12 protein-coding genes are annotated in these 14,367 nt (G+C 35.1%); 7 read left to right on the plus strand and 5 right to left on the minus strand.

Features of this window, described 5'->3' with window-relative positions; all coding sequences use genetic code 11:
- Window positions 1–19: 19 nt before the first annotated feature.
- Both JOD96_RS17870 and JOD96_RS17875 read left to right on the plus strand, forming a co-directional pair.
- Window positions 20–1,477 carry a hypothetical protein gene (locus JOD96_RS17870; protein WP_209565594.1) on the plus strand — a complete coding sequence of 486 codons (1,458 nt, stop codon included), beginning with the start codon at window positions 20–22 and terminating at the stop codon, window positions 1,475–1,477.
- A 94-nt stretch (window positions 1,478–1,571) separates the two neighbouring features.
- Window positions 1,572–3,347 (plus strand): cytochrome-c peroxidase, encoded by a 1,776-nt coding sequence (locus JOD96_RS17875; protein ID WP_209565595.1) that lies wholly within the window; start codon window positions 1,572–1,574, stop codon window positions 3,345–3,347.
- Between the two features lie 95 nt (window positions 3,348–3,442).
- On the opposite strand, the gene JOD96_RS17880 is transcribed toward JOD96_RS17875, so the two are convergent.
- Entirely contained in the window at window positions 3,443–3,970 is a 528-nt protein-coding gene (locus JOD96_RS17880; RefSeq protein WP_209565596.1) for a hypothetical protein, read from the minus strand.
- Between the two features lie 187 nt (window positions 3,971–4,157).
- Here JOD96_RS17880 and JOD96_RS17885 point away from each other — a divergent pair, with 187 nt between their 5' ends.
- From JOD96_RS17885 to JOD96_RS17895, 3 genes are read left to right on the plus strand one after another with little or no spacing between them, the layout of a single operon-like run.
- Window positions 4,158–5,543: an MATE family efflux transporter gene (locus JOD96_RS17885; protein WP_209565674.1), complete on the plus strand. Its 1,386-nt coding sequence runs from the start codon at window positions 4,158–4,160 to the stop codon at window positions 5,541–5,543.
- A gap of 28 nt (window positions 5,544–5,571) precedes the next feature.
- Window positions 5,572–5,799 carry a hypothetical protein gene (locus tag JOD96_RS17890; RefSeq protein WP_209565597.1) on the plus strand — a complete coding sequence of 76 codons (228 nt, stop codon included), beginning with the start codon at window positions 5,572–5,574 and terminating at the stop codon, window positions 5,797–5,799.
- A gap of 38 nt (window positions 5,800–5,837) precedes the next feature.
- On the plus strand, window positions 5,838–7,769 hold the full coding sequence (locus JOD96_RS17895) for an LTA synthase family protein (RefSeq protein WP_209565598.1): 1,932 nt from the start codon (window positions 5,838–5,840) through the stop codon (window positions 7,767–7,769).
- Between the two features lie 68 nt (window positions 7,770–7,837).
- Here the strand turns inward: JOD96_RS17895 and meaB are convergent, their stop codons facing one another.
- The 3 genes from meaB to JOD96_RS17910 all read right to left on the minus strand — a co-directional run bounded on the left by meaB (window position 7,838) and on the right by JOD96_RS17910 (window position 10,248).
- Window positions 7,838–8,935 carry a methylmalonyl Co-A mutase-associated GTPase MeaB gene (meaB, locus tag JOD96_RS17900; RefSeq protein WP_209565599.1) on the minus strand — a complete coding sequence of 366 codons (1,098 nt, stop codon included), beginning with the start codon at window positions 8,933–8,935 and terminating at the stop codon, window positions 7,838–7,840.
- Window positions 8,936–9,141: 206 nt separating this feature from the next.
- Complete coding sequence (locus tag JOD96_RS17905; protein WP_209565600.1) at window positions 9,142–9,783, minus strand: NAD(P)-dependent oxidoreductase; 642 nt, start codon at window positions 9,781–9,783, stop codon at window positions 9,142–9,144.
- Between the two features lie 57 nt (window positions 9,784–9,840).
- Entirely contained in the window at window positions 9,841–10,248 is a 408-nt protein-coding gene (locus JOD96_RS17910) for an RrF2 family transcriptional regulator (protein WP_209565601.1), read from the minus strand.
- A 116-nt stretch (window positions 10,249–10,364) separates the two neighbouring features.
- Between JOD96_RS17910 and JOD96_RS17915 the strand changes: the two genes are divergently transcribed.
- On the plus strand, window positions 10,365–11,276 hold the full coding sequence (locus tag JOD96_RS17915) for an AEC family transporter (protein ID WP_209565602.1): 912 nt from the start codon (window positions 10,365–10,367) through the stop codon (window positions 11,274–11,276).
- Between the two features lie 112 nt (window positions 11,277–11,388).
- Window positions 11,389–12,027 carry a peroxiredoxin gene (locus JOD96_RS17920; RefSeq protein ID WP_209565603.1) on the plus strand — a complete coding sequence of 213 codons (639 nt, stop codon included), beginning with the start codon at window positions 11,389–11,391 and terminating at the stop codon, window positions 12,025–12,027.
- Window positions 12,028–12,132: 105 nt separating this feature from the next.
- On the opposite strand, the gene JOD96_RS17925 is transcribed toward JOD96_RS17920, so the two are convergent.
- Window positions 12,133–14,367: a cation:proton antiporter gene (locus JOD96_RS17925; RefSeq protein ID WP_209565604.1), complete on the minus strand. Its 2,235-nt coding sequence runs from the start codon at window positions 14,365–14,367 to the stop codon at window positions 12,133–12,135.

Raw genomic sequence — 14,367 nt, forward strand, 5'->3', positions numbered from 1 at the left:
TAAAAACCAACTTTGACTAATGAAAAAAATTATTTTACCTCTATTCATTCTGGGATCATTGATTACATCATGTAACAATAATGATTCTAAAGACGAAACAGAAACAACTACAGCTGTTGTTTTGAAGGATCATTCTGTAACGCCAGCTTTATTAAAAGCACAGGCGGGTTTTGAAAATTTAAAAATTTATTCCCTTTTTGGTTCAGATGATGTTTTTCCGGACAGTCCAAATTATGTTTTTGGAGGTTCTGCAGATGGTTCTGGTTTATTGAAAAACGCTGATGGGACTTTTACTTTTTTAGTAAACAATGAAGACAATTTTGCGGTTTCAAGAATTACTTTGGACAAGACATTTAAACCTACAAAAGGAGAATATTTATTAAACTCAAGCGGAGGAACGTGGAGACTTTGTGGTGCGACAATGGCTACAGTAGAAGAAAATGGTTTTGGACCACTTTATTTAACATGTGGTGAATCTGGAGAAGAATCCCGTACACACGCATTAGACCCTTACGGAAGCGCCGGTGCTGCATCTGTATCAAAAGAACTGGCTGGATTTGGCCGTTTAAGTGCTGAAAATGCTTTGCCGTTGCGTACTTCTGCTTACAAAGGAAAAACGGTTGTTGTTATTGGAGATGACGACTCAGGAACTTACGGAGGACAGGTTTTTATGTATGTAGCAAATGCTGTTGGAGATTTAACCGGAGGTTCTTTGTACATGCTAAAAAGAAACGATGATAACCAAAGAGAAAAAGACATGGAGACAGGCAAAACGTATCCTGTTTCTTTCGTAAAAATCGATAATCATACTACTTTAACAGGTGCTCAGATTAATGCATCAGTAAATACTTTAAAAGCAATTAAATTTGGTCGTGTAGAAGATTTGGATTACCGTAAAGGCGGTAATACTGCAGATCGTGAATTGTATTTTAACGTAACCGGACAAGATATTGCCACAACTAACGCTGATGGCTCGAGAACGAAATATGGTCGTGTTTACAGACTAAATCTTGATGCTGCAGACCCATTAAAAGGAACTCTTGAAGTTATTCTTGATGGTGATGACCGTTCTGGTGTTGCGGGTAAATTCCAAAACCCGGATAACATTTGCGTTACTAAAAACTACGTGTATGTTCAGGAAGATGCAAACGGATACGGTGACGAAACTCACGATGCATATATCTATCAGTATAATATTGCTACAAAAGCTTTAAAAGTTGTGTTAGAATTAGATCACCATCGTACAGCAACTGATGCTGCTAAATATAATGTTGGGACGATATCTAAATTCGGATCTTGGGAATATGGCGCTTTGATTGATGTTTCTGAACAACTTGGCATCGATGATACTTTTATGTTGAGTGTACAGCCACATACCTGGACAGGTGCAAAATACAAAGGTGTTGATGGAGGAACAAACCGTCCAAACGAACAGCAGGCAAGTCAGATAGTCGTTATTAAAGGTTTAGCAAGATAAATTTTTTAAGTACTTACAAAACAGCAATCCACTATCTCACATTGAGGTAGTGGTTTCTGTTTTTTAGATCATCTTTTTAATTTTTTAGTAGATCATGAAAAAAAATCATTGTTTATTCTTTCTGATATTATTATTTGTCAGCTGTCAGAAAACAAGCAAGCATCAGGAAATAAATAAAATGTTTCGGAGCGATATTAATTTATTGATAAAAAAAGTAGCCAAACTTAAATATTCTGTAGAATCAGATTTATCAGAAACGTTAATTCATACACAATTTCTGGAAGCGCATCAAAGTTACAAACGGGTTGAGATATTAAGTGAATATTATTCCCCTGCAGTTTCTAAATCTATAAATGGCCCGGCAATACCTGAGTTTGAAGAAAGTGATAATGTAACTGTTCCTCCCGAAGGGTTTCAAGTTATCGAAGAATTAGTTTTTCCGAAATATGACAGAAAAAGTAAAGAAGAACTGATTCAGCAATTGGGCATTTTATCGGCTAATTTAATTCGTTTAAAAAAAGTTTCAAATTCTAATGAATTAACCGACGCACACGTTTTTGATGCCATGCGATTGGAAGTCTACAGAATCATAACTTTAGGAATTACAGGGTTTGATTCTCCTGTTGTCCTGAATTCACTTCCGGAAGCTGAGGTTTCCTTAGTAACTATCGAAAAATATTACCGTGTTTATTCACAAAATAAATCGGTTTCTAATGCTAAGACAGCGTATGCTATTCTGGAAAAAGGGAAAAAATACTTAAGAGTAAACAGAAATTTTAATGCTTTTGACCGTGCCTATTTTATTAAAGAAATTGCTAATCCCTTAAGCAAAGAACTTCATAAAACTCAAATCGAATTAAAGATTCCTTTTATGAAAGAACAAAGGGGACTAAAAGCTAGTGCTCAAACTTTATTTGATAAGGAAGCATTTGATGCAGAAGCTTTTTCTGGTTTTCCGGATTATAAAACAACACCCGAAAAAATTGTTTTGGGTAAAAAATTGTTTAATGACCCTGTTTTATCAGGAAACAATACGCGGTCATGCAGCTCTTGTCATCATATTGAAAAAGCATTTACAGATGGTTTAGAAAGAGCAGTGTCTTTAGACGGAAAATCAATGATCCAGCGTAATACGCCCACACTTAATAATATTGCTTTTCAACGTGTGTTTTTTGCAGATTCAAGAGTCAGTTATCTGGAAGATCAGGCAATTGCCGTTATTAGGAATGAAAACGAAATGCACGGATCTTTAGAAAAATCAGCTTTGGAAATTCAAAAAAATGAAGAATATGTAAACCAGTTCAGGAAAGCATTTCCACAAGGAAAAATAAACGAATTTGCAATCAAAAATGCCCTGGCATCTTATATTCGTTCACTAAGTCATTATGACTCAAAATTTGACGAATATATGACGAATAAAACAACGTTTACGGCAGATGAAAAAGCTGGTTTTAATTTGTTTGCAGGAAAAGCAAAATGTGCTACCTGTCATTTTATCCCGCTTACCAACGGAACTGTGCCTCCTAATTTTGATAAATCTGAAAGTGAAGTTCTGGGAGTTCCTAATAAAGAGAAAAAATTAGACGGTGACCTGGGCAAGTTTGTTATTACGCAGGCTGCCATTCATAGGTTTTCTTTTAAAACGCCCACTATCAGAAATATAGAACACACAGCACCTTATATGCACAATGGTGTTTATAAAACTTTAGAGGAGGTGATAGATTTCTATAATGATGGAGGAGGTTTGGGGCTCGGATTTGAAGTGCCGAATCAAACGCTGCCTGAAGACAAACTGAACCTGTCAGTTAAGGAAAAAAAGCAATTGATTGCCTTTATGAAAACATTGACAGATAAAAAATATTCAAACTAAAAGAAAATCAAAACAGATAAAAAACCCAAAACCCGACAGCCTATGAGCAACTGCCGGGTTTTACCAAAAACAAAAGAATAAAAATGAATGTATTTTTACAAGTCAAAACCGTAGGCAAGACGTAATGCTACCTGGTCAGTTTTGAAATCGTGATAACCTTCGTAACGTACACTGATATCAATGTATTTGTTAGCATAACCAATTCCTGGAGCCCATAAGAAGGTAGTTTTGTCGTATCCGTTTGTAACAGCGAATCCGGCACCAAGCTCACCTAAAACATAAAATTGATCTTCCCACACAAAAGCTTTAAAACCAGCTTTTGCAGGAATAAAACCAAGGTCTTTTATGTCATTTCCGTTGACATCATCCCCATTAAATAAATTTGTAAAACCTGTAGTTAGGGTCAATGATGTTCTTTTAGACAAATCATATTGTAAACGAACGTCTCCGCCAAGTGACCAATCATAATCACCGTCTGTTGGTATACCACCATTTAGTCCAAAACCTAATCTAAATCCCTGATCGTAATTCTTAACTTCTGTGTCCTGAGCGAAAGTTGTGTTGGCGTATAAAAAAGCAATAACTGCTAGGCATAAAAATTTTAATTTTCCTGATTTCTTCATGACAATTTTTTTTGAATTATTAATGATGTAAAATTATATTCTTAGCCTTTGGGGTTCGTTATATAATTTTTACCAATTGTTATATAATCTCAGGTTTCTGGCAGATTCTTAATTCTTGCTTATATTTTTAATAATAGAATAGAATTCAATGCTTCTAAGTATCTTTGTCGGCTCAAAAGCACACAAATTGAATTTAGCCCAATACACAAAAGAGTTTTCATATAATTTAAGATTAGCATATCCGGTTATATTAGGAATGGTAGGCCATACCTTAATAGGAATTGTTGATAATGTCATGGTTGGAAAATTAGGAAGCACCGAACTTGCTGCTGTTTCTCTGGGTAACAGCATGATTTTTATTGCAATGTCATTAGGAATTGGGTTTTGTACAGCGATAACACCAATTGTAGCAGAAGGCGACGCTCAAAAAGATGATGCAAAAATACGTTCGGCATTTCATCATGGGTTATTTTTATGTTCAATTTTAGGAATACTGCTATTTGGCACAGTTGTTCTGGCAAAGCCAATAATGGAAATGCTGGAACAGCCCGCCGATGTTATTGTGTTAGCAAAACCATATCTTGACTGGGTTGCTTTTTCACTCATTCCTTTAATACTGTATCAGGGATATAAGCAATTTGCAGACGGTCTTTCGCTTACAAAATATTCTATGTATGCCATGATTATGGCAAACGTCCTGCACGTAGGAATTAATTATATGCTGATTTACGGTATATGGTTTTTTCCGAAAATGGGTATTATCGGTGCAGCGCTTGGAACGGTAATTTCCAGAATATTTTTGGTAATGTTCATGCATATCATGCTTTCAAGAAGAAATGATTTAAAACGTTTCTTTCAAAAATTTAGCTTTAGCGAAATTAGAAAAGAGACCATAAAAAAAATTATAAGCATAGGCTTTCCCTCAGCCATGCAAATGCTTTTTGAGGTAGTATTGTTTACAGCATCAATATGGCTTTGCGGTAATATTGGTAAAACCAGTCAGGCGGCAAATCAAATTGCCTTGAGTATGTCTTCTCTAACCTTTATGGTTGCAATGGGATTAAGCGTAACTTCGATGATCCGGGTGGGTAACCAAAGAGGGCTGGCAGATTATAAAAACCTTGTAGTTGTGGCACGTTCTATTTTTTTACTTGCCATTATAGTAGAAGCTTTTTTTGCCCTCGCATTTATTGCTTTCCATAATTACCTTCCGTATGTGTTTTTAAATATGGAAAATAGCGGGCAGCTTGTAGATAATACGGAAGTTATAAGTATTGCAACAAAGCTGCTCTTAATAGCAGCGGTTTTTCAAATTTCAGACGGGATTCAAGTTGTGGTTTTAGGTGCGCTGCGAGGCCTGCAGGATGTAAAAATACCAATGTATATTACATTTGTAGCATACTGGATAATTGGCTTTCCCGTATCCTATTATTTAGCAGAATTCACAACCTTAAAAGCACAGGGAGTATGGATAGGACTTTTGGCAGGACTAACTTCGGCCGCAATATTCCTCTATATTCGTTTTCATTACTTAACAAAAAAATTAATCAATAATTCATTTCCAAATAAGTAAATTTGGAACTTTAAAAAAATAAATTAATATGGAATTACCTAAATTTTTACTTGGAGATAATACTGATTTTCCAGACGATATTTTTATCGTTCACCTTGATTATCCACGTTTTATAATCAATTTAAAAGATGATGAAGTGGAGTTTCTGGAAGAAGCTGAAGATCTTGATGAGGCCGAATTAAATGCAGAAATGGAAGGTTTGATTGAAAAAGCTAATGATTTTTATGATCGCGAAATAAATCGTTACGAAGAGTAACTTTTTGTTTAACTATTTTCACGCTCTAATTCTTTTAAATGAAAAAATTAAGTTTTTTAAAACCCGTTTTTAATTTTATAGCAATCGGATTGCTAATCACTACTTTGAGCAGAATATTTTTATTCTTTCTTTTTAGAGACAGAGTACTGGAAACACCAAATTTTTGGTATATTTTTCCAATCGGTCTTAGAATGGATTTAATATTACTATGTTATTTGTCTTTTCTTCCGGCTCTTTTGATCACTTTTCTTCCGGCAAAGTGGCTTAAATTTACCAATAGATTTCTGGTCATTTATAGTTTTCTATTTCTGTTTCTGATTCTTTTTGTAGAATTGGCTTCTCCCGATTTTGTAAAACAATATGACACTCGTCCCAATAAGATTTTCTTAGATTACCTTATTTATCCAAAAGAGGTAGCAGGAATGCTTATGAAGAGTTATATGACTTCGATAATTATAACTTTCTTAATCTTGGGAGTTGTATTGTATTTTGCTTTCAAAAACGGAAAAAAACTTTTCTATACAACCGCTACAGATTATAAATTCAAATTAATCGTATTTCCATTAATCGCTTTTTTATTATTTTTCGGAGCACGTTCAAGTCTGACTTCTAAGCGTCCTATAAATGCCAGTAATGCTGTTTTTTCTACAGATCAGCTAACTAATACGCTGGGATTAAATTCATTTTACACAGTTGCTTTTGCGGCTTATTCCATTAAAAATGAAGGCAACACCAAAATGTATGGAAAAATGGATGAAGCCGAAGCAATAGCGCGCGTAAAGAAATATATGATTGCAGGATCAGGCGACTTTACCGATAAGGAAATTCCGTTTCTGCATGTTCAGCAGCCTGATACAGTGGTTAAGAAGCCATATAATCTGGTAATCTTTTTACAGGAAAGCCTGGGAGCAGAGTATGTTGGAATTTTAGGTGGAAAACCCTTAACGCCAGAGTTTGATAAATTATCAAAAGAAGGTTTGTTGTTTACCAATTTATATTGCACAGGAACAAGAAGCGTGCGCGGAATCGAAGCAGTGGTAACAGGGTTTCTGCCTTCACCTTCAGAAAGTGTTGTAAAACTGGGGAACTCTCAACAAGGATTTTTTACTCTTGCAGATGCCTTAAAACAAAAAGGATATTCAACCAGCTTTATTTATGGCGGAATGGCGAATTTTGACAATATGGCTTCGTTTTTTAACGGAAACGGTTTTCAGGATATTGTAGATCAGTCAGATTTTGACTCAGATGGCAATAAATATGCTTTCAAAGGAACATGGGGATATTCAGATGAAGATTTGGTTACAAAAGCAAATAATTATTTTAAAACAAAAGGAGATAAACCTTTCTTTTCTCTGATGTTTTCGACTTCAAATCATGAACCATTTGAGTATCCGGAAGGAAGAATTAAACCTTACGATAAAAAAGCGGCAACAGTAAACAATGCAATGAAATACGCTGATTTTTCGATTGGAAAGTTCTTTGAACTGGCTAAAAAAGAAGCTTATTTCAAAAACACGATTTTTATCGTAATAGCAGATCACAATACAAGAACTTACGGAAAAAACCTGGTACCGATTAATAAATTTCACATTCCCGCTTTAATCATGGGACCAGGAGTTCAAAAAGGTTCTGTTTACAGCAAACTGGCAAGTCAGATAGACATTCCGCCAACATTACTGGCGTATTTGGGAATCCCGTTTGAAACTCCGATGGTGGGTAGAAATTTAAATAAATTAAGTCCATCTGTTCCGGGAAGATCGATTATGCAGTTTAATGATATCAATGCATTCAGAGTAGAAAATCAAGTTGTTATTATGCAGCCAAATTTGAAACCTCTGCAATTTGAAATCAAAAATGATACAACTCTTATTCCTGTAAAACTAAACGAGGAGTTGGCAAAAGATGCCTTGGCACATGTGATTACCGCAGGAAATTTATATAAAGAAAATAAGTATAAGCTTCGTAAATAGGTTCAAAGGCTCATAGAAGCAAAGGTTCAAAGCGTTAAAGATTTTTACTCTTTCCCTTTGAACCTTTGCTACTTTGTCTCTTTACTAAAATACAATTTTAATAATTCCTTTGCAGCTGCAAAAGGTGAAATTTCATCATTTTGCACTGCTTTTTTATTTTGTTCCAGTGCTGAAATTATTTCAGGCTGACTGTAAAAACTATGTTTTAATTGTTCATTAATAGTTTCCATCATCCAGAAATGATTTTGGTCCTTTCTTTTTTCCTGAAAGTATCCTGTATTATTTGTCATTTCAAAATAATCAGAAATAGTTTCCCAGATTTCAGAAATTCCATCTTTTGTGATTGCGCTGCAAGTTGTGACTTTTGGCTGCCAGTTTGATTTTTTGGGAGGAAATAAATGCAATGCCCTGTTAAACTCCAGTTTCGCCTGATTGGCCTTTTTGATATTATCGCCATCGGCTTTATTGATTACAATAGCATCTGCCATTTCCATAATGCCGCGTTTTATTCCCTGAAGTTCGTCGCCTGCCCCCGAAATTTTTAGTAATAAAAAAAAGTCTACCATACTGTGAACGGCAGTTTCACTTTGCCCGACACCCACGGTTTCAATAATAATAGTATCAAAGCCTGCAGCTTCGCACAAAATGATAGTTTCGCGTGTTTTTCTGGCAACACCGCCCAAAGTATCTCCGGAAGCGCTGGGTCTTATGAAAGCATTATCATCTTTTACCAATTCCTCCATTCGGGTTTTATCACCTAAAATACTTCCGTGCGAAAGAGAACTGCTCGGGTCAACTGCCAGAACTGCCACCTTTTTATTCAAAGCAGTCAGAAACTTTCCAAAAGCTTCAATAAAAGTGCTTTTACCAACACCCGGAACACCTGTAATTCCAATTCGGATTGATTTTGTAGAGTAGGGCAGGCAGCCTTTTATGACTTCATTTGCTTTCTCAGTATGGTCGGGATTTGTGCTTTCTACCAAGGTAATGGCGCGGCTTAATGCTGTTCGGTTTCCGTCAAGAATACCACGAATCAATTCTTCAGCCGAAGGTTGTTTTTTTCTGTTTTTCTGGATTTGACTGATAGCAGAAATATTGGTGATTTCAGGAGGCGAAATCCCAGCTTTTTCGTGCAGGCTGCTTACTTGTTTTTTTGAACTCGACAAAACGTATTTTTTGGTTACGTAAAAGTACAGAAAACAAAAACAGTTTCAAAAAGTTAGTGTGCCACGAATTTTTTTGTCATCCGACGAAATGATCACACATAGGATTCCGCATAGTAAGTCGCCAATCTTTGCCGGGTTTCTGGTGTGGTTCTTCCTTCATCAGGATTACAATTAGTATTTAGTAAAAAATTCGTGGCAGAAAAAAATTAATAAGCAGCAGTAAATCTAACCTGATGGTGTTTTTGATTTTCTGCCTCATCAGCAATTACGACTGCCAAATCTTCTACAGACAGAATACTTCTTTGTTCGTCATTAAAAACAGGATTTTCTAAACCTAAACGGTATTTTCCTGTTCTTCCGGTTGTGATTCCCTGGTGCATTTCAAAAGCAGGACTAAAAAATGCCCAGTCCAGATCTTTTTCTTCTTTCAGGATATTCAGGTAATCTCTTGCAGCACTTGCGCCCGCATGATATTCTTTAGGAAAATCCGGAGTATCAACCGCCTGTAAACCCGGTGCAACAAATAAACTTCCGGCACCACCGATCGTAATGAAGCGTTTTACTCCTGATTTTTTTACCGCTTCCTGTATAGCCTTAGAACCTGCAATAAAATCATCATAAATGTTTGGGTTTGTCCATCCTGAATTGTAAGCTGAAATAACGGCATCATTTCCTTTAATAACTTCTGCCAAAGCATCTGTATTAAAGATATCAGCACTTATCCAATTTACATCAGATGAATTTTTTGGATTTCTGGCAATAGCCGTAATTTCATGATTTCTTGAAGATAATTCGTTTAAAATGGCTGAGCCTACAAATCCAGTAGCTCCAATGATTGCAATTTTCATAATATATAAATTTATTTAGTAATAAAAAATGTTACAGTTTTGGGTAAAAAAATAGCGCTAAAATTGATTCGAAAAATCTTCCAAAGAGATTCCTTCGAGTTGAGCACTAACTTTTTGGTTCATTTCTTTATATAAGGCTTCCAGATTCTGATTGATTTTTTTTCCGACAAGACAATCAGGATTTGGCTGATTTTTGGCAAAACCTAAACCAATGGTTTCAAAAGTCATTTCGAAAATTTGTTTTAAAGTTAGTTCAGTAGCATTTACAGCCAATTTTGTTCCGCCATTTTTTCCTTCTTTACTTTCTACAATATGATGTGCTTTTAGGTTGGCAATTTCTTTTCGGACCAAAACAGGATTCAGATTAATACTTCCCGCAATAAACTCCGAGGATAAATAATCGTTTGGAAATTTATGCAGCAAAGTAAGAATGTGAATCGTTATGGCAAATTTACCTGAAATCATACTGTAATAAAATATGTTACAAATTTAAATAGTTTACTTCAATAAAAAAATATTTTACCAAAAATTAATTTTCCTGCTTGTTTTATAAATCCCTATTTTTGTTCTGATCCTGCCATATGAACAACTTTATTTTAATATTCTTCTTTCTCTTTTTAGGTTTGCTTCTGCAAAGAGTAAAACAGTTTCCTGTCAATACTTATAAGGTTTTAAATAAAATTGTCATTTACATTTGTTTACCGGCAATTACCTTATTTCATATTCCGAAAATAAAATGGAACAATGATTTGCTTTTTCCTATAGCATCCGGCTGGATTACTTTTATTCTGGCTTTTGTATTTTTTCATTTTTTGGGAAAACGATTCGGCTGGTCTAATAAATTGATTGGCTGTTTGATTTTGACGGCAGGATTAAGTAATTCTTCGTTTCTTGGATATCCAATAATTGAAGCTTTGTTTGGCAAAAAAGGTTTAGAAACAGCCATTTTGGTAGATCAGCCGGGAACTTTTGTAGTGGTATCTACTTTGGGTGTTTTTGTTGCCGCTTTTTATTCAAAAGGAAGCCCTGATACCTTTAGCATTATAAAGAAAGTACTTTTCTTTCCGCCGTTCCTTACTTTTGTTTTTGCCTGTTTCATGAATATTTTTCAATTTGATTTTGATGAAAACCTTCAAGCTGTTTTGTTGAAGCTGGGAAGTATTGTAACACCATTAGCTTTACTTTCTGTTGGATTACAGTTGACATTTGACCGAAAAAGCAAACATTGGAAATTTCTGAGGCTTGGACTTTTTTACAAACTAATCCTGGCGCCTTTTATAATTTTGGTTTTATATGTTTTTATTTTAAAACAACATTCTGAAGCCATTAAGATAACACTTATGGAAATGGCGATGGCTCCAATGATTACAGGAGCAATTTTGGCTTCTACTTATGGGCTGAAACCAAAACTGAGCAGTATGATGATTGGTTTCGGAATTCCGATTTCTTTTGTAACGCTTGCTGTTTGGTACTTTGCTGTACAGTTTATTTAGTCTTAAAATAGTAATTATATAGAGAATATAGAATTTAACTTTTTTTTTGAATTTTGATTGTTTTCTCAATGCATTTTTTAGTTAATTTTAGAGGAACTAAAAAATATAAATTATGTCAACATTAAGATTAGGCGATATAGCTCCGGACTTCCATGCAGAAACTACACAGGGACCAATTAATTTTCACGAATGGCTGGGAGATTCATGGGGCGTTTTATTTTCGCATCCTGCAGATTTTACTCCTGTTTGTACAACTGAATTAGGTACTGTTGCGAACTATGTCCCTGAATTTGCAAAAAGAAATACGAAGGTTATTGCACTAAGTGTAGATGGTTTGGATTCTCACTTAGAGTGGATTAAAGATATAAACGAAACGCAAAATACAGAAGTTAATTTCCCAATCATTGCAGACGAAGATAAAAAAGTAGCAAATCTGTATGATATGCTTCATCCAAACGCAAGTGATAAATTTACTGTTCGTTCTGTGTTTGTAATTGGAGCTGATAAAAAAATAAAATTAACGCTGACTTATCCGGCTTCGACAGGAAGAAATTTTGATGAATTGCTTCGCGTTATCGACAGTTTACAATTAACTGCAAATTATAGCGTTGCAACTCCTGCAAACTGGAAAGACGGGGAAGATGTAGTGATTGCTCCGGCAATTCCTGACAGTGATATCCCGGCTAAATTTCCAAAAGGACATACACCAATTAAACCGTATTTGCGTATGACACCGCAACCGAATAAATAAGGTTTCTGAGTTGCTAAGATACTAAGGTGCTAAGTCTCTAAAATTTGTTGAGAAAAAAAACTCAGTATCTTAGAATCTTATCACCTTAGCTACTTTAAAAAAAAGCTATTTCTTAAGCAGCTCTTTCATTTTTTTCCTATCACCTACAACCCAGATAATGTCATTTTTTTCGAGAATTAAATGTGATTCAGGGTTTAGGATTCTGTTTCCGTTTCTTTCAATTCCTACGACCATTCCGTTAGTTTTAGTTCTAAATTGCCCAATACTTCTTTGGATAAAATCTTCATCAGAAACTTCTAATTGGCGTAAAACTATTTGAGATTCTTCTACCGTTTGAGCGTCATCGGTTTCATTTTGGTTGAGATATTTTGTAAATTCAGTAACCTGTGCATCTGTACCTATCACACAAATTTCGTCTCCCGGAAATATTCTTTCATTTTTGGTCGGAATAGAAATTGTGATATCACCTCTTTTTATATAGGCAATATTAATTCCCATTTGTTCCCGAATTCTTAATTCCTGTAATGTTTTTCCGGCCAGATTAGACTCTCTTCCAATATCAAAAAAAGACATGTGCCCATCCCAGGGCATTAGATTAGCATAACGTCTGTCAATTTTTTTGTTCTCCCGATCGTTTAAATTCTTTAAAAAGTGACTTTCAATTTTGTGATATTGTTCATTTAGTTTTTTCGGGAATAATTGATAAGCTGCTATGGCAATAATTAAAGCCACAAATGCTACTAAAGGAGAAAAGAAAATATTTAATAAGAAACCAATAAAAAACAAACCAAGGCTCATTCTAATTAAAATCAGCATTAATAAGGCACCTCTGTATTTACGCTCCTCCCATAATAATTCGACTTCTTCTGCAGCCACACGCCGCAATGAAAGTGCCCATAAAAAAGGTGCAATTACAACTAATGTGATAAAAGCCGCCAGAGTATTTCCAAATCTTGTATCAGCAACCAAAGGTGCTACGAATTTAGATGACAATAAAATTATGGCTGCAATAATAATAGTGTGTATTATGATTTGAATGACATAAGCATTCATTACTTTTTGCCAGGTACTAACCGCCTTTATGGCTTGGGCATTAACACTATAACGGTTGATGTTTTTGATCCATTTTTTGGGTAATTTTCGTTCCAGAAATTCAGAAAAGGGCACTGCATATTTTACCATAAATGGCGTAGTAAATGTTGTTATCGCAGAAACTGCCACAACAACAGGATATAAGAAAGAACTTGTAACGTTTAGCGTCATTCCGAGTGTTGCAATAATAAACGAAAACTCACCAATTTGCGATAAACTCATCCCGGTTTGCACGGATTGTTTAAGAGGCTGCCCGGCTAATAAAGCCCCTATTGTTGAACTTACAGATTGACCAACTATGATTACAACCGTTAATATAGCAACAGGAGCAGCATGTTCGTATAACATTTTTGGGTCTATTAACATTCCAACCGATACAAAAAATATCGCACCAAATAAATCTTTTACAGGTTTTATTAAATGTTCAATATGTTCTGCCTGTGTGGTTTCTGCAATAATAGAACCCATTATAAAAGCACCCAATGCAGGAGAAAAACCAACATTTGCCGCAAAACTTACCATCATTAAACATAATGCCAATGAAACAATAAGCAGCATTTCATCTGTCAATAAATGTTTTGTTTTTTTAAGAAGTGTCGGGATAAAAAAGATTCCGCCTACAAACCAAACAGTCAAAAAGAATATTAGTTTTAAAACAGACATCATTAATTCGCCTCCTGAAAATTGCTGACTTACCGCAATAGTCGAAAGTAAAACCATCATCAAAATGGCTACAATATCCTGAACAATAAGCGAGCCGATTACAATGCCGGCAAATTTTTGTGCTTTTACGCCCAATTCATCAAATGTTTTCAGAATAATTGTTGTCGAAGAAATAGATAAAATTACCCCAAGAAAAATGCTATCCATTGATGACCAGCCCATCCATTGCCCAACTAAATACCCTACGAGAACCATAGTAGCTATTTGGGTTATAGCTGTAATAGATGCTGTTCCGCCAACTTTCATTAGTTTTTTAAAACTAAATTCGAGCCCTAAACTAAATAGCAGAATGATTACTCCAATTTCTGCCCAGACTTCGACACTTTTCATCTCGGTTATAGTCGGAAAAAAATCAAAATGATTTCCGGCCAGAAATCCTGCAATTAGATAGCCTAAAACCAAAGGCTGTTTCATTTTTTTAAACAGGAGTACTGCAATTCCGGCGGTCATCAGAATTAATCCAAGGTCGCTGATCAAAGGTTGTAAATGGTGAGTACTTTCTGCAGCGGCGTTTAAGGCAATCAT

The sequence above is a fragment of the Flavobacterium sp. 1355 genome (genome assembly GCF_017833415.1).
In the GTDB taxonomy this organism is placed as follows: domain Bacteria; phylum Bacteroidota; class Bacteroidia; order Flavobacteriales; family Flavobacteriaceae; genus Flavobacterium.